The sequence below is a fragment of the Legionella rubrilucens genome (assembly GCF_001468125.1).
Classification (GTDB): Bacteria; Pseudomonadota; Gammaproteobacteria; order Legionellales; family Legionellaceae; genus Legionella_C; species Legionella_C rubrilucens.
In genome coordinates, this window is sequence record NZ_LNYT01000022.1 from 299124 (window position 1) to 315318 (window position 16195).

Consider the following 16195-nt stretch of genomic DNA (forward strand, 5'->3'; position numbering starts at 1 on the left):
CAACCTTTAAACTAAAACATCGTACACGGACGTGAACAGGACGCACCATGAAATACGCTAACCGGGATCCCTTAAAAAGCCTCGAGAGTCTGCACAGGCATTTATTACCCAAACGCCTGGCGTTGAAGCAGCTTTCAAATGAAGAACGTCAGGCGGTGAATGAAAGCCCCCTGGCCTCGTTTCTCTCGCTAAAAACCGAGGAATCAACACCTCATGGGCTTTTTAAGAGCGCCATGTTGCCCATCAAGGATATTTTGATGCTGCTTCAAGACAGCGTCCAGGGCAAATTCAATGATCACCTGCAGGAAGCGCTGAACAATGCTGAAATTGAAGTGGCCATCAAACCGCAAAATCCAGCCGACAGCGACAGCCGCAAAGCCCTGGAAATCAAAATCAGGGTCGTCGCCACAGCCATCGATAATTATGCCAATCTGTTGGCCATGGTGTTAGGGAATAAATCGCTGACGTCTGAGGATGAGGAAACCCTCCACCAGGCCCATAAAACGCTGAGTACCGCCACAGGCTATCTGCGCTCAATTGAAATAAAATATGACCTCATGCAGTTAAGGGCATTCTGCAACCGATGGGTGAATGAACACCGCTTTAACTGTTTCGGTCTGTTTCAGGCGTTCTCTTCCTGGCACTCCTCGCAATACAATGCCCTGTTGCAATGGTTTGAAGACTTAACAACGCAACCCCTGTCGGAGTATGAACTGGTGGGCGGGATTTATTGCATACGGACTCAACTTGATTTGATCTCGAATAAAACGGAGCGTCACGCTTTTCGTGATGGGCTGGATACTCTGTTAGCGAAATACCATTACCCGCGCCATACCGATAAGGGTCATTATGACTATCTCCGTCCCTTTGTCAGCCGTGGTCCGCTGTTGAAACTTTCGTTGCCCAACCTCTTCCATTACCCTTCTCAGGATATCGTCATGGATTTAACCCTGTAAGCCGCCCTGGCGCTGACGAACTGCTTCATAAAGGGAAATGCCTGTAGCCACCGAAACATTTAAACTCTCAACACTGCCCAGCATGGGCAGTGAAAAAAGCCCGTCGCAATGCTCTCGCGTCAGCCGTCTTAAGCCATCGCCTTCCGCCCCCATGACCAGTGCAATGGACGAACGGCAGTCGAGTTGATAAAGGCTTTGAGACGCCTCACCGGCGGCACCATAAATCCAGACCCCTTCCTGTTTGATGATTTCCATTGCCCGGACCAGATTCGTCACTCGAACCAGGGGAACTGACTCCGCCGCGCCGCAGGCCACCTTACTGACGGCCGGCGTGATGCTGGCGCTTTTGTCTTTGGGAATCATGACAAAACGAACCCCGGCCGCATCGGCTGAGCGTAAACAGGCGCCCAGATTGTGCGGATCGGTTACGCCGTCTAAAATCAGGATGAGCGCGGGTGACTGGTTTGCTGACAACAGGTCCTTCAAATCGCTCTCATTAAAATCGCGCACGGGAGCAGCTTCCGCCACGATGCCTTGATGGGTAAAGGCTTGAAAGCGCTGATTCATCGTTTGCTGATTTAATTTGTCCACAGCGACATGCCGGCGCTCGGCCAATTCCAGAATGGCTTGTATTTTTTGATCCAGGCGCTCCTGATTCACATACAGTTTTTTAATGGTGCGATAGGGATTGCCTAACAGGGCTTTGACTGCATGCAGGCCGTAGACATACTGCTCACTCATGATCATTCTCTGACTCTACCGGCTCAAAATCAATTTTACGTTCGTCGAGGTCCACCCGCGCCACCAGGACTTTCATTTTATCGCCCAGACGATACACCTGCCCCCCGCGCTCACCGACGAGGCGGTGTTTGACGGCATCAAAGGCATAATAGTCATTGCGCAGCGACGTCACATGGACTAATCCTTCGACGTAGATTTCATCGAGTTCCACAAAAATACCAAACCCGGTTACGGCTGAAATGGTGCCCTTAAAGACCTGTCCAAGCTTGTCCTGCATGTACTCACATTTCAACCAGGCAACCACTTCGCGTGTGGCTTCATCGGCCCGCCGCTCAGTGGCTGAACAATGCCGGCCCAGTCGATTCATGTCGTCTTCGCTGTAACTGAATTGATCAGCCACATGATTATCGATCAGGTGACCGATGGCGCGATGGATTAATAAATCCGGATAGCGGCGAATGGGTGAGGTAAAGTGGGTATAGGCTGAATAAGCCAGACCAAAATGACCATCGTTACTTTCGTGGTATTGCGCCTGCTTGAGCGAGCGCAGCATGACGGTTTCGATCAGGTGTTTTTCCGGTCTGTTGGCAATCATGCCCATGGTTTTTTGAAAATCCTTGGGATGCGGTTTCTTCCCCCCACCCAGGGTCAGGCCCAATTCACCCAGGAACTGGCGAAGCGCCATGATCTTGTCTTCTTCAGGCACCGGGTGAACACGGTAAAGAACAGAGATGGATGCTTTTTCAAGAAAGCGTGCCACAGCGACGTTGGCCGCCAGCATGCACTCCTCGATCAGTCGATGGGCATCGTTTCTTATGACCGGAAGAATACGTTGAATTTTACGGTTCTCATCGAATTCGATCCGGGTTTCAGTCGTGTCAAAATCAATAGCGCCGCGGACTTTGCGCGCCTTGTGCAGCACATCGTACAGCTCGTACAGCGACGTCAGCATCGGTTGCAGCGACTGGTATTGCGGATCGATGGTGTTGCTTTCCATCCATCGCCCCACCTGGGTATAGGTTAACCGGGCCTGGGAGTGGAATACCGCCCGATAAAAACGGCTGCGGGTAATTTTTCCTTCCGCACTGATGGACATCTCAGCAACCATGCAGAGTCTGTCAACTTTGGGGTTGAGCGAGCAAATGCCATTGGATAAGGCCTCAGGCAGCATCGGCACGACTTTTCCCGGGAAATAAACCGAATTGCCGCGATTCGCTGCTTCCTTGTCCAACTCAGAATCCTTGGGCACGTAATGACTGACATCGGCAATGGCGACATACAATTGGTAGCCTTTTCCTTTTTTGTAACAATACACCGCGTCGTCAAAATCCTTGGCGTCTTCACCATCAATGGTTACAAAAGGCAAATCCCGTAAATCCGTGCGGCCCTTTAAATCGTCTTCTTTGACCTGCATGGGGATTTTAGCCACTTCCGTCAGCACCTCCTCCGGCCAGGAGGCAGGAATGCCATGGGCATGAATAGCGACTTCAATTTCCATCCCCGGCGCCATGTGCTCGCCAAGGATATGGATAATTTTACCTATGGGCTGATTGCGTTTGGTGGGAAAGGCGATGATTTCGGCTAACACAATCTGACCATTGCGGGCGTCTGCCGCAAATTCGATAGGAATGGAGATATCCTGTGTCAGACGTTTGTTATCAGGGATTAGAAAGCCAACCCCGTGTTCGGTAAAAAACCGACCGACAACATTGGTGTTGGCGTGTTCGACGACTTCATGGATTTTAGCTTCCGGCCGTCCGCGGCGATCAACACCGCTTTGGTAGGCAAGCACCACATCCCCGTGCATGACTTCGCGCATGTCCTTGGCCGAGACTACCATGTCATCACTGCCGTCATCAGGAATAAAGAAACCGTAGCCGTCAGGATGCCCCTGAATGGTACCGCGTTGCAGGTTGATGCGTCCAAGCAGGCAGAAGCGGCCTCGCCGATCCTGCATGATCTGCCCATCCCGCACCATGGCCTTTAAGCGAAAGCCCAAGGCCTCCTGCTCCTGCTCCTCAATCTCGAGTTTATCAATCAACTGATTTCGAGACATGGGACGTCCGTATTCTTCCAGTACTTGCATAATCCATTCACGGCTTGGAATGGGCAGCTTGTATTTTTCCTTTTCCCTCTTATAGTGGGGATCTTTGCGTTTCTTACTCACAGTCACCTGTCTTTATACTAAGTCCTTACAGTCTATCACTGATTAGGACGAAGGGGGTAATCCAAATCCATTTCCGCCCAAATGCGTCAACAACGCCGAAAGCGTCATGTCTTCACCGGCCCAAAACGTGCCGCTCGATTGTGCAGGCATCGTCACTACCGGCCATTGGCAGACTGCAATCGCACCGGTGCAGGGAATTTGCTGCTCATGCCCCGGTTTCGATTCGATGCAGCTTAATTCAAAGGCTTCCTTATCCAACGCCAGAGCCGACCATTTATCACTTTGTAAACGACTGCTCCACCCGGCGCTTGCACTCGGATCGGAAACCGGATGGGTAATCCAGAGATCGTTTTTAGATAAATTATGAATCAAAATCAGCAATGGTTTTTTTGCCGACAACATCACGGATTCACCCTGAACCGCCACAGGCTGACACGAGGCAGGGGCTTTTTCTTCCGCTTTCACCGCGGCTGAAACGAGCATTAACAGGGCTAACAGATACTTCATGGGGTGCTCCTCTTGGATACGCTTAAAATTTGCATGTAAGCTAACTTGGCAATCCGGTACAAGTAAAGTAGTCTTGAGTAAAAAAATTCAGGAAATTGAGCGTGCGCTTCCTTGCAAAGCTGTTTTTAGTGTTACTCAGCGTCAGTGTTTATGCCCAGACCATCCGGGTGGGCACCGGCTTGTACGCGCCTCCCTTTGAAATGCAGGCCGACAGACAAAAGAACATGTATGGCTTTGACATTGAGCTCATGCAGGAAATTTGTCAGCGTGCGGGCTGGCGTTGTCAATTTAAAGGAATGCTCTTTGAACAGTTATTCACTGAACTGAAAGACAACACCATCGATTTGGCGATCAGTGCCATCAGCATTACCAGCGAGCGTCAGAAACAGTTCCTCTTCAGCCTGCCTTACATGGCCAGCGGTGCTCAGTTTCTGACCAAAAGCCAATCGCCCATTAATACCATCCTGGATATCCGCAATCAGCACGTCGGCATTGAACGGGGTACCATCTTTAAACAAATGCTTCAGGCGCAATACCAGGATGCCATCGACATCAGCGAATATGCTACGCAGCAGGATGTCTTAAACGCATTAAGCAATGACGATGTCGATGCGGTCCTGATCGATACCGGTGCCGCCCAATACTGGGTAGTCAATAACAGCGGCTTGTTTAAAGCCGTCGGCGAAAGCCTGCCCGTTGGCATAGGCTATGGCATCATGGCCAACCAAAACCGCCAGGATTTAATTGAAACGGTCAACAGGCAATTGCTGGCCATGGAAAACGACGGCGCGTACCTTAAACTGTACTCCCGCTACTTTGGAACCCTGAGTTTGTAGTTCTGTAAGTACAACACGGGCTTTAAGTCATGGTACACTAGGCCTTTTGCCAGGGTCAGACTTCATGAATACCTTAGTTGAGTCAATTAAAAAGTTACATCATCATCGCATTATTGAATGGAAACAGCAGGGCATAAACACCAGTGAAGAAGGCTTTCTGGGCCTGGTGGAACAAAACCACGCGTTTAATTATCAGTTGTGGCATGCTGAAGATCGGGCACGGCGTGACGACATGGGTTTTGAATTCGTTTACAAGGCCAAACGCGAAATTGATTATTGCAACCAGCAGCGCAACGATCGCATGGAAGCCATGGATCAATGGCTTTATCAGCAATTAGAGCCTCAGGCCCCTGATGCCTGCCCGGTTCACTCGGAAACACCCGGCATGATGATTGACCGTCTCTCTATTCTGGCGCTCAAGGCTTACCATATGCAGGCGCAGACAGAACGATCCGATGTTGACGAATCCCATCGTCAAACCTGTCAGCGCAAATTACAGACCATCCATGCGCAGCAACAGCAGTTATTGTCCTGCTTAACGCAATTACTGGATGAAGTTAAAAAGAAACAGCGTACCTTCAGGGTCTATCATCAATTCAAAATGTATAATGATCCTAGTTTAAACCCGGAGATATATCGAAATCGTTGAAATGGGCTGGTTGTGAGGAAATACGACGAGGGATTGCGATAGGTTTGGATTGAGCAGGGGTGAAAAAGCCGGGCCAGGAAGAGGTAAGATTAGAACGGGAACCAAATTTTTGCACCGGCGGATTTGGTTCCCGTCGCGACGAATCGGTCGAGAGGATCTCCATACCGGGTGCGTCGTTTTCCTCATCCGATACCCCATCTTCATTGATCAGCAGCGGTGAGGCGGAGGGCTCTTCACTTTCTGTCTCTTTAATCAAAGGCATTTGATCCAGCGGCGGGCGGCCAAAGCCGCGTGCCAGCGCCCTTAAGGCCAGAACAGCGGCATAAAACAGGGACATGACAGCACTCACGCCAAGCATCACTGGCGTATCCTGATAATGCCCCTTGTCATTCATTTCCTGCAGGGGATTCATGGAATAATCCACCGCCTTGGAGCCTTTCCCTAAACCGGAAAAGAAGGAGCGAACCACTTCAAACCACTCCTGAAAAAAGAACTGGGGCGAATAATCCAGGGTCAACCCGCTGTGAATGGCACTTTTTACTTCCTCATTGACATTCATTTCCTGAGCGGAATTTTTGATATCCTTAATCTTTTCGAGCATCTCGGCAAGCGGCTCATAAGGCTTCTCGCGTTCCTTCAAGGTCTGATGATGACGCCAGGTCTGGACGAGGGATTGGCTGATGAAGCCAATCAGTAAAGCCATCCCAAGGCCTGCTCCCAGAATTAACAGCAACGGTGGAAAAGGGGCTGAGGCCAGAACAAACACCGTGCCTAAGGTAAATAAAATACTGGTTACGGCGCTAAAAGCGGCCAGGCCATTTTTAGCTCCGGCTAAAAATGCGGACGTATAGGACAAGGTAAGTAAGGACTGCAATTCCTCCCGCTTGCCTTCAAATTCCTGTTTGATCTGGTGAATTTGGCGTGAAACTGCACTGCGTTTTTCTTCCAGTTCCTGAATGGCCTCGTAATTTTGTTCGGTAGGAGCAAATTTGGATAACTCAATAGAAAGCCGCTGCAACTTGTTCAGCAAATCAATGATTTCCTGGCCATGCTCTTTACTGTAAAGCGCCAGTTCAACTTTCGCCTGGGCTATCAGCAGCTTCTTTTGAAAATCATATTCCTCATAAATACGAGTGGCCACGCAGATGAGTGAGAACACTATGCAAAAGACAGACAGGGTAACAAAGACCGGCCAGGCGGTCGGGGCTAAAAAGAGTATACCCACGTACAGATAGAGGCTGTCGATGGCCCCTCCCAGAGCCGCTGAAAACAAAGCGGCACGACGGGTATTCAGAGTCTGACGCTGTATTTTTTCCCGCAGCAGCTGACACTCTTCCTTGCTTAAAAATTCCGCATTTTGAATCTCTTCCAGCACAAGCTTGTTATTTTTCATCATGTCTTTGCGCTGGCTCAGCATGTAGCGGAACCATAAGCGGTTGGCTATGGCAATGCCGCCAAGCACCAAAGCCAGGGGCAACATGAGGAAATTAAGATTAGTTCCGCCCAGCACATTCAGCATCTGAATGGTACTGCGTACCCCTTTATAGGCATTTTTTAACCCTTTCATGGTATCGCGGCAGTAAGGCCAAACAACCGCAATGAAACGTTTTAATTTGTCGGGGTTGTCATCAAAATGGGTAGCCAGCATGGCGAAAACAATGAGGGTAATGGATTCTGTTGCAGCGACAGCGATACCAGCAGGAGACATCAGCCATTCATGCATGACATCCGAAGAAGACCGGTCACTGTTGGTTAAGGCAACATCAAAGAAATATTTAAGCGTACTATAGGAAAGATTCCAGCCGTCAAGGCAAGCATAAGCCAGGTATATTTTACCGTTCGTATGCAGCCATTTGGCCATTAACCGGCTTTGCGCATCCATTCTGCCAGCAATCAGGTAAACAGTTTCATCCGGATCGTTTTGGGTATCAGCAGTTTTGGGATTAACCTCGGTCATGCTTATTTAGTCTGTGCATTGCCAAAGATGCGCGCATTCTACCGAAATCATGCGTTTTTGACAAGAAAATTCGCACACTGACTCAAAAAAAGTCAAAAATGCCGACACCATTGCGTATTTTACCACAAGAAAAATCAATAGTCCTATTACTTTTCATTAATTCAACAGCAATGACTGGCTTGCCAAGCCGGCAAAAATTGAGTATAAAGAGAATTGTTTGCCATTTATTTAATCAAACCATAATGTTTATAAGCCAATTCACACTCCGTTCTGCTTCTTCTCCCGTCAACGCGTCACCGCGTTGCGTCGTCCATGACTTGGCCTCCTGCGTTTCTCCTGTGGTGAATGTGGCCGCCTAGGCCCTCTACTTTCCCCTCATTCAGACTGCCCATTAACCCCTTAGAGGAATCGCTTTTATGTCGCACTATAAATCCATCTTTGTTTATGGCTTTGCTATTTTTGCCATGTTTTTTGGCTCGGGTAATCTTGTTTTCCCCCTCGAAATAGGCCATGCCGCAGGCGGGAGCTGGGTGTATGGTTTTTTTGGATTGTTACTGACCGGTATTTTTCTGCCGCTGGCTGGGCTGTTTGTGATTAAACTGCATCATGGCGATTACCGTGCTTTTTTTAATGGCGCCGGAAAACTGGCGGGCGGACTACTGCCGCTGTTGATGCTGGCTCTACTTGGCTCCTTTGGCGTTGTGCCGCGCTGCATCACCGTCGCCTATGGCAGCATGAGCTACTTAATTCCCCAGATTCATCTTTTGCCCTTCAGTCTTTTCTTTTGCCTAATTACCTTCCTTTGCTGCCTTGATGATCGCATCATGGTCAAAATTCTCGGCAAATGGATGAGTCCGGTCTTGATTATAACCTTGCTCATCCTGATCGGTATGGCGGTTATCCAATCCCCGGATACCTCGCAGACGATCAAACCGTCCCTTTCTCTGGCCAATGGCTTTCTGACTGGCTATCAAACCATGGACTTGTTTGCTGCCTTCTTTTTTTCTGCCTTGATTTTTAACCAGATTCAGCAACAATTTCCCAAGGCCAGTCAGGGCGACATTATTCGCTTTGCCATCAAGCCGAGCCTTTTGGGGGCAAGCCTTCTGGCCTTGGTGTACCTGGGTTTTGTCTACATGGGCGCGCATTACCAGGCCCTGCTTGAACACGTCAAACCTGAACTGATGTTACCGGCAATCGCTGCCAATACCCTGGGCAGTCAGGCTACCCTGATCATGGGTGTCGCCATGTTCTTCTCCTGCCTGACCACGGCCGTGGCGCTGAATAATCTGTTCGCACGTTACCTGCACTCCTCCCTGAAGCTCAGTGAGAACCGCTTTCCATTCCTCCTGGCCGGCACCACCCTGACGTCGTTTATCGTCTCGCTGCTGGACTTCAGAGGAATCGCTGCGTTTTTAGCACCAGTACTTGAATTGACTTACCCAGGCATCATCGCCCTGACGCTGCTTGGCCTTGTTTTGCGGAAAAAGCCTGCCCTTAAAGCACTGGCCTTTTACAGCATTACCTTCATGACCTTATTGATCGCGGGGCTTTCACTCGTTCGCTAAAATCGAATACTATCAAACGCAGCAACGGAATAAACAGTTTGAACAGGGTATGCGAATGGGCAAAGAGACACAGCTACAAAACCAGGATCTGGGAGAGATGGCCGAACGCTCTTCCAGAACTCGGAAAGAACAGCATCTGAATGCCGGTGAACGGGTTAACAGCGCGTTTAAATGGCTGAGTGAAGCCAAAGGAACACATTCCCGTCAAACCCGGATGAAAGAGCAGCTAATCGAGAACTATCGAAGCGTATGCCATGACGCGGATAGCCAGTTTGACCCGCTCATTAACGAAAAGCAGCAGCAACTGTTGCAGATTGAGTCAGAGCATCAGCAGTTGACCATGAAAATAGAAACCCTGGCTTTGCAGATTAAATCCCGCAAAAAGCATCTTTCCGTGGCAAAAGAACGATTAAACGAATTCCATGAGCGCTTGGGCTCCGATAAAGGACTCTACATGCCGGCTGACATTCCGGCTGACGAATTACAGACGTACCTTGAATGTACCAATCCAAAAATGACGGCAGCCATTGACAGTGTTTATGAAAACCAGCGCCGTGGGAAGGCCTATTTGGGTTTCAACCGTCACAATTTGCATCAGCATTGGCTTTATTATACGACGTTTTTTCAAGCCACCGAAGCCGAAGAAGACCTGTTTGATCTCTTAGGTTACTTCAAGGAAAAATTAAAATGGATAGATTACGAATTATCGTCCTGTGAGAGCGAGGGGGTGCTGGAACAGAACACGCAGGACGGGGAACTGGCGACTGAAAAACACCTGGCCACCTCTTTTTTGCCTAAGGAAAATCTCTGGACGATGAAGGCAGACGAACGCCGGTGTCTTAAAAGAGAAGAAGATATCAGTAAAACCCATGAAACAACCCTTAAAGAAAACCAGGCGTTGCTGCAGGCAAAAGCCTTAGTCCTTGAACCCTCCCAACGAAGCATCGAAGCAATGGAGAAGCGTTTGCTGCAAAGCCAATACACGTTGCAGCTCGCTTGTTGCGAACATCAGCAGGCCCAGCTGGCATTGACTGTCCTTAAGATGGAATCGAGCCTGCTTGATCTGGCAGAAAAAGCGGACGGGCCGCTTAAGTTGTTTCAGGAATTAAAAACAAAAGAGCCCCATGAGGCATTCCAGTGCTTTTTAAATAAGACTGCATCAGAAGTAAACGCAGGGATAAATGCAGTCGCCCTTATCACCTCACGTTCATCATTTCATGACTTATCGCTCAGCGAACTGGCTGCCGCCCTTGAACAAGGACGGATTAAGCAAACAAAAAATCTCCACAGTTTAGCGGACTCCTGCCGCAAAGCCGCACCGGATCCCCAACTTAACGGGTTTCAGGACAAGCTGCTCGCGGAGTTTGAGTGTTTGCAGGAAAAAGCCTCGTGCCTTACTGCCTCAACCAATAAAACGGTGCAACAACTGCAGGCCATGTCTGACCTCATGCGGCTGATGAAACAACGTCAGGCCATTGAAATTGTTTTAACTCGAGTCGCCAACGATGACAGTACACAAGAACCTGCCCTTCGGGTTGGTGAATTACAGCCGTTGCTCACGGCAACAATCAATCTTCTTGGCGAGATGGAAAAACGCAGCGACCCGACTGTTGTCTGTCATTCCAAACAACTCCGTCAGGCGGCACTTTTAATCGAGTCTCACCTTGAACGTTACCAGTCCGCGGATGATTTACTGCAATTAACCAGACAGCAGCAAAGCATTGTGCAGACGCTTCACATCGTAAGCAGTGAAGAGATTGTCGAAAGCAACCCCGAGGCGCGAATAAGTGAATTAATTGCACTAAGTCTAAACACGGCAACGGTGTTGGAAGCCACCAAGAATAATAAGAACCGGAATGTGGCGTCTAAACGCGTCGAACTGGATACGCTGGTCTCTCAGCTTAAATCTCACTTGACACGCTATGAGGAAGAAAATGACAGACGCGAGGCATTGCTCCTTTTACAGGATTGCAATGCATTAATGGGCCGCTTTAATCAACACAGCAACCGCACCGGTTTGTATGAAGCCTATGAGGCGTTTTTTGGCAATGCCCGGGTAGAACGCCTCTTGCAACGCTTGAAGTCGAGGCAGAGTATGCCCCTTGTCGAAAACTTATTGTCCAAAGTCAGCGCGATGGCGGTGCAGCGGGATATTCTGGCGCCAGAAACGTCGGAAGAGCGTCTGCTTTTTGGGGAAGCGCCGCCTTCATCCCCCCTTGCACCGACCCGCCCTGAACCTGTAAAAACGACGGGCGGGATTACGATAAGCCCTTATTTACAACGGCTGGATAACTACTTGGCGGAGCGCTCGCGGACCTATCATGTAAAAGATAAAATCAGTCAATGGACCTGTTCTTTGTTTGCCTGTACCGGCTACCGAAGCGATAAGGAGCGGCGTACCCGTTATATTTTTGATCTAAAAAGCGAGATTGACCTGTATCAGAAGGAACCGACACCGATTAACTACCAGTCACTGATTGCCTGCCTAGACCAGGGTATCCAGCATTTTTCACCGCGGGCAAGCGCAGGCAAAGGCTACGAAAAAAGTCTGCGCGCTCAATTGGAGACGCTTAAACGGCAACTTCCGGTCCCTGCAGATCCTGACCTTGACCCGGCTGATTTGAATCGATCAAGCCTCAAGGGATAACTGGCCGAGAAGGGTATCCACCAGCGTCAGAATATCCTGCAGCCGATGCGGCTGTATTATTGGATCCGTACGGCACAGGCAGTCCAGCAGGGAGGCCAGGTTTAACAGATGAACCGTCACCTGCCACTGGTTTGGCAGCCGACCGGTTGCCTGCAGGCCGTCAAGAAACGAGGACGCCCAGGACGCGGGCATGGCATGCGCATAACGCAACATATTCGCCACATCCCAAAGCGGTGATCCGGCAAAGGCAAACTCCCAATCAAGGACAGCGGTAATGTGCCATGCTCCGTCACGTTTATCCACGAGCAGGTTGGCAGGATCGTAGTCGCCATGCACGAGGTGCGCTGGGTGTTCATCAGGGAGGAAGGCAGCAAAATGGTTAAAATAGGCACTGATTCTCTGCCTTTGTACCGTAGACAACAGGGCTAGGGCAGTCGGATGAGTGAGTTGCCTGTCAACAAAAGCCGCTATCGTCGGGTTTTCAGGTTTGACGATACGCAATTCCCGGTCGAAAAAACCCGCGGATTTAAACTGATGAGTCTGGATTTGGCCAAGTAAAACCCCGGCTTGATACAGAAGGGAATCACCGTGCTGCTTATCATTACCAAGCAACACCTCACGAAGGCTGATTCCCCGGCAATAATCAATTAAGGCAAAACGATACCCCGACTGAATCCCGACAAACCGGCTTTGCGGGACAGGCAGTTGCGGTGCCAGGCGGCTTGCCAATTGCTGTTCACGAAAGGCGGCTTCCGGATCGCGCAGGTAAATGCGAAGGACATAAACCGGCTCACTCGCTTCGCGAATAAGAATAGAATTATTGGCACATCCACCGGAAAGCCGCTCCCAGCAGCAGCTTTTTCGGTCAGGCAAGGCCTCCGATACCATGGCATCGATAACAGCATTGGACAAGACTGCACTTTGTCCTGCCGCTTCCCAATTGGCTTTAAAAATCATGCGATTCCAATCCGCCTGCACGAAAGGCGGTTTTTTTTGATTAAATAGAACACAATTTTAGCTTAAAAAAACAACAATTACTCCCCCTGAGGCAAGAATAATGCTATAGTACGGCACTGATTTTATACGCAATTCCCCTTGCTGGAACTGTGCGTAATTAGACTAACCTGCTAGTATTAGCAGTCTTGTCAGCATTTATCGAAAGGTCACGTGAATGAAGTTGAGTGGTTTGATTGGTATGGTTTGGGCAGTATTATCAGGGTGTTCCATGGCAGCAAATGAAAAAATAATTTATGGCTATGTCGAGAAAGCAACACTGGTAGAAAAAAATCTGATGCTGTCGGCCAAACTGGATACTGGCGCCAAATCGGCCTCTTTAAGCGCAATCAACATTCAGGAATTTGAAAAAGAAGGCAAATCTTACCTGCGGTACATCGTACCCAGCAAAGTAGGGAATGTGGAATTCACGTCGGAATACATCGGCAAAGTCAAAATTAAAGTCCGTGCCGGGGAGCGTCACGAGGGCATCTCCAAAATCGCGCCTATCAAACGGCCTGTGGTGCTTATCCGGATTAAAATCGGCGAAAGGGAACGCCTTATTGCGGTCAATTTAACCAACCGCAAACGCTTCAATTACCCTTTGTTATTGGGCCGTGACGCCATTAAAGCCTTCGATGGTTTAGTCGATCCCAGCTTAGCTTTTACTATTAAAACCGAAAAAGTTGAATCAAAATGAAATCAAACCAACGCCATGTGTATGGCCTGATCATCTCGCTGTTTGTCATTGGCCTCGGCCTTTTTTTCTACCGTCACCTGGCGCTGGATGTTCCCCTCACTGATACTGAAACAGTCAACAGCTGGATGGTCGAAGCGAATTTGCGCTTTGTAGCCAATCGCAACACGCCGGTCAAAGCCAATTTTGTTATCCCTTACATGCCGCCTTATTTTGCCATTCTCGATGAGTATTTTGTCTCTCATAATTACGGCGTCACGACCAATTTAAGCGGCTTTAACCGTCAAACTGTCTGGTCGCTTCGTCGCGGCAGCGGTGCCCAATCACTCTATTACCGCGCCATTTTCCGTGAAACAGATGGCAATGAATCCAGTCTGGGCAAACCGCCCATCGTCAAAGCCCAGCCCCTGGCTGAAAACCAGAAGTCAGCCGTGGATACCATTACCACCTTAGTGCGGCAATCGTCTGCCGATATTCAGACCTTTGCGCAGGGCACCATCAAGGAGCTCAATAAAAAAGACGGCAATGCCAAATTACTGGTAGGGCCTGATTTCAGTGACGACAATGTGATTCAAGCCGCGATCACCGTGCTCAATCAGGCCAGAATTTATGCCATGCCGGTGAAGGGCTTGAATTTAAGCCAGCAGAATAAGGCGGAATTCAAATCCTATCTCGTGGTTTACAATGGGAAAGACTGGATTTATATCAATCCCAGAACAGGCGGCGCGGGGTTTCCCAGAAATTTTCTGGTATGGCAATATGGCTCTGAACCCCTGTTTCAGGTTACCGGCGGCAAAAAACCGGTTTTTAATCTGACCATTTCCCCCACCCCAATCAATGCCCTGACCATTGCCAAGGCGCGCGGACTGCAAACCGATTCGCAACTGTTGCGTTTTTCCTTGCTGCAATTACCGGTCAATGTTCAGGAAACCTATAAAATTCTTCTGACGGTACCTATTGGCGCCTTTATTATCCTTTTGCTGCGTAATTTTGTCGGATTAAAAACCTTTGGTACATTCATGCCGGTATTGATTGCACTGGCTTTCCGTGAAACCCATGTCATTTGGGGAATCACCCTGTTTGTGATCATTGTGTCATTCGGTTTACTGGCGCGATTTTATCTGGATCAATTGCGGCTTTTGCTGGTGCCGCGATTAGCCGCCATCCTTACGGTGGTCATCCTTCTGATGATTTTTATCAGCGTCATGAGTCAGAATTTAGGCCTCGAATCGGGCTTGTCTGTGGCCCTCTTCCCCATGGTTATTCTGACGATGACCATCGAAAGAATGTGCATCACCTGGGATGAGCGCGGGGCATCGGAAGCGATTAAATCCGGTATCGGCAGTTTGATTGCGGCCGTCATTGCCTTTGGCGCCATGAATTATGCCCCCATGCAGTATCTGGTTTTCGCCTTTCCGGAATTACTACTCGTCCTGTTGGCACTGATTATCTGGTTCGGCCAATACCGGGGTTATCGGTTGTCTGAACTGAAGCGCTTTAAAGTCTTAGGCGGAGAGCAATGATGTGGAAACTCTATCGCCGTTTACGTGAGTGTGGTGTTTTAAGCATTAATCAACGGAACTGTGACTATGTCCTCCCCTACAATGACCGCAAGCTTTATCCGCTGGTGGATGACAAATTAAAAACCAAACGCCTGGCGATTGCAGCCGGCATTGCCGTGCCTGAATTGTACCTGACCATTGAAAATGAGCATCAAATTAAAACGATTGATGACTTGCTTTCGCCATACAAGGATTTTGTGGTCAAACCAGCCCATGGCGCCGGTGGCGATGGCATTCTTGTGTTTACCGATCGGGTATTTGGACGCTACCGTCAGATCAATGGCAAATTAACCACCAGCCAGGAATTAAGCTACCACTTGTCCTGCCTGCTTTCCGGCGCTTACAGTCTGGGCGGTCATGCGGATTATGCCATCATTGAACACCGTGTGGTGGTGGATCCGGTATTTAAGGAAGTCAGTTACGAAGGCATTCCTGACATCCGTATTATTACCCTTCTTGGTTACCCAGCCATGGCCATGGTCAGACTGCCCACGCGTTTATCCGGGGGTAAAGCCAACCTGCATCAGGGCGCAATCGGTGTGGGGGTGGATTTAGCCAGCGGTAAGACCTTAGGTGGTGTATTCCATAACGATGCCATTGATTTTCACCCCGATACGCTCAATGCCATTGTCGGCATTGAAGTGCCTTACTGGGATAAAATCCTTGAAATTGCCGCCAGTTGTTATGAATTAACCGGGCTGGGTTATCTCGGTGTCGATATTGTACTCGATAAAGAACACGGTCCTTTTATGCTGGAACTGAATGCCCGTCCCGGCCTTAATATTCAGATTGCCAATCGCGAAGGGGGCCTGACCCGTTACCGTGAGATTGAAGCACGGGCGGCCTTAGGTAAAGAATCGGTTCCTGCACGAGTCGCTTTCAGCAAATCGCGATTTGGACGCGGCAATTGATTTA

Annotated in this window: 13 protein-coding genes; 8 read left to right on the forward strand and 5 right to left on the reverse strand. The window is 49.3% G+C overall.

The window, feature by feature from the left end; genetic code table 11:
• Positions 1 to 47: 47 nt before the first annotated feature.
• On the forward strand, positions 48 to 956 hold the full coding sequence (locus Lrub_RS13120; RefSeq protein ID WP_058532557.1) for a hypothetical protein: 909 nt from the start codon (positions 48 to 50) through the stop codon (positions 954 to 956).
• Here the strand turns inward: Lrub_RS13120 and rlmB are convergent.
• From rlmB to Lrub_RS13135, 3 genes are read right to left on the reverse strand one after another with little or no spacing between them, the layout of a single operon-like run.
• Positions 945 to 1697, reverse strand: coding sequence for a 23S rRNA (guanosine(2251)-2'-O)-methyltransferase RlmB (gene rlmB, locus Lrub_RS13125; RefSeq protein ID WP_058532558.1), 753 nt, complete (start codon positions 1695 to 1697; stop codon positions 945 to 947). The genes Lrub_RS13120 and rlmB overlap by 12 nt on opposite strands.
• Positions 1690 to 3864 (reverse strand): ribonuclease R, encoded by a 2175-nt coding sequence (gene rnr / locus Lrub_RS13130; protein WP_058532559.1) that lies wholly within the window; start codon positions 3862 to 3864, stop codon positions 1690 to 1692. The genes rlmB and rnr overlap by 8 nt, the downstream gene beginning before the upstream one ends.
• A gap of 42 nt (positions 3865 to 3906) precedes the next feature.
• Positions 3907 to 4371 (reverse strand): hypothetical protein, encoded by a 465-nt coding sequence (locus tag Lrub_RS13135; RefSeq protein WP_058532560.1) that lies wholly within the window; start codon positions 4369 to 4371, stop codon positions 3907 to 3909.
• Positions 4372 to 4472: 101 nt separating this feature from the next.
• On the opposite strand from Lrub_RS13135, the gene Lrub_RS13140 reads away from it, so the two are divergent.
• A complete protein-coding gene (locus Lrub_RS13140; RefSeq protein WP_058532561.1) occupies positions 4473 to 5207 on the forward strand; it encodes a transporter substrate-binding domain-containing protein in 735 nt (244 codons plus the stop codon).
• Between the two features lie 64 nt (positions 5208 to 5271).
• The gene (locus Lrub_RS13145) at positions 5272 to 5856 is read left to right on the forward strand and encodes a DUF4254 domain-containing protein (protein WP_058532562.1); all 585 of its coding nucleotides are present in this window, start codon (positions 5272 to 5274) and stop codon (positions 5854 to 5856) included.
• On the opposite strand, the gene Lrub_RS13150 is transcribed toward Lrub_RS13145, so the two are convergent.
• Positions 5822 to 7813, reverse strand: a complete 1992-nt coding sequence (locus Lrub_RS13150) for an AAA family ATPase (protein ID WP_058532563.1) — start codon at positions 7811 to 7813, stop codon at positions 5822 to 5824. The two genes, Lrub_RS13145 and Lrub_RS13150, sit on opposite strands and share 35 nt — an antisense overlap.
• A gap of 416 nt (positions 7814 to 8229) precedes the next feature.
• Here Lrub_RS13150 and Lrub_RS13155 point away from each other — a divergent pair, with 416 nt between their 5' ends.
• Together Lrub_RS13155 and Lrub_RS13160 are read left to right on the forward strand one after the other, a co-directional pair.
• On the forward strand, positions 8230 to 9381 hold the full coding sequence (locus tag Lrub_RS13155; RefSeq protein ID WP_058532564.1) for a branched-chain amino acid transport system II carrier protein: 1152 nt from the start codon (positions 8230 to 8232) through the stop codon (positions 9379 to 9381).
• Positions 9382 to 9436: 55 nt separating this feature from the next.
• On the forward strand, positions 9437 to 12028 hold the full coding sequence (locus Lrub_RS13160; RefSeq protein ID WP_058532565.1) for a synaptonemal complex protein 1: 2592 nt from the start codon (positions 9437 to 9439) through the stop codon (positions 12026 to 12028).
• On the opposite strand, the gene Lrub_RS13165 is transcribed toward Lrub_RS13160, so the two are convergent.
• Positions 12011 to 12985 (reverse strand): phosphotransferase family protein, encoded by a 975-nt coding sequence (locus Lrub_RS13165; protein WP_058532566.1) that lies wholly within the window; start codon positions 12983 to 12985, stop codon positions 12011 to 12013. The genes Lrub_RS13160 and Lrub_RS13165 overlap by 18 nt on opposite strands.
• Before the next feature lie 268 nt (positions 12986 to 13253).
• On the opposite strand from Lrub_RS13165, the gene Lrub_RS13170 reads away from it, so the two are divergent.
• The 3 genes from Lrub_RS13170 to Lrub_RS13180 are packed head-to-tail and all read left to right on the forward strand — an operon-like array spanning position 13254 to position 16191.
• A complete protein-coding gene (locus tag Lrub_RS13170) occupies positions 13254 to 13721 on the forward strand; it encodes an ATP-dependent zinc protease family protein (protein WP_237760819.1) in 468 nt (155 codons plus the stop codon).
• On the forward strand, positions 13718 to 15241 hold the full coding sequence (locus tag Lrub_RS13175; protein ID WP_058532568.1) for an inactive transglutaminase family protein: 1524 nt from the start codon (positions 13718 to 13720) through the stop codon (positions 15239 to 15241). The genes Lrub_RS13170 and Lrub_RS13175 overlap by 4 nt, the downstream gene beginning before the upstream one ends.
• Positions 15241 to 16191: an alpha-L-glutamate ligase-like protein gene (locus tag Lrub_RS13180; protein ID WP_058532805.1), complete on the forward strand. Its 951-nt coding sequence runs from the start codon at positions 15241 to 15243 to the stop codon at positions 16189 to 16191. Before Lrub_RS13175 ends, Lrub_RS13180 begins: the two co-directional genes overlap by 1 nt.
• The last annotated feature ends 4 nt before the right edge of the window (positions 16192 to 16195 follow it).

Coding starts and splice junctions, on each gene's coding strand:
- rlmB (WP_058532558.1), bottom strand. CDS start 1,697: ATGAGTGAGCAGTATGTCTACGGCCTGCATGCAGTCAAAGCCCTGTTA.
- Lrub_RS13145 (WP_058532562.1), top strand. CDS start 5,272: ATGAATACCTTAGTTGAGTCAATTAAAAAGTTACATCATCATCGCATT.
- Lrub_RS13165 (WP_058532566.1), bottom strand. CDS start 12,985: ATGATTTTTAAAGCCAATTGGGAAGCGGCAGGACAAAGTGCAGTCTTG.
- Lrub_RS13180 (WP_058532805.1), top strand. CDS start 15,241: ATGTGGAAACTCTATCGCCGTTTACGTGAGTGTGGTGTTTTAAGCATT.
- Lrub_RS13120 (WP_058532557.1), top strand. CDS start 48: ATGAAATACGCTAACCGGGATCCCTTAAAAAGCCTCGAGAGTCTGCAC.
- Lrub_RS13135 (WP_058532560.1), bottom strand. CDS start 4,371: ATGAAGTATCTGTTAGCCCTGTTAATGCTCGTTTCAGCCGCGGTGAAA.
- Lrub_RS13160 (WP_058532565.1), top strand. CDS start 9,437: ATGGGCAAAGAGACACAGCTACAAAACCAGGATCTGGGAGAGATGGCC.
- Lrub_RS13150 (WP_058532563.1), bottom strand. CDS start 7,813: ATGACCGAGGTTAATCCCAAAACTGCTGATACCCAAAACGATCCGGAT.
- Lrub_RS13175 (WP_058532568.1), top strand. CDS start 13,718: ATGAAATCAAACCAACGCCATGTGTATGGCCTGATCATCTCGCTGTTT.
- Lrub_RS13155 (WP_058532564.1), top strand. CDS start 8,230: ATGTCGCACTATAAATCCATCTTTGTTTATGGCTTTGCTATTTTTGCC.
- Lrub_RS13170 (WP_237760819.1), top strand. CDS start 13,254: ATGGCAGCAAATGAAAAAATAATTTATGGCTATGTCGAGAAAGCAACA.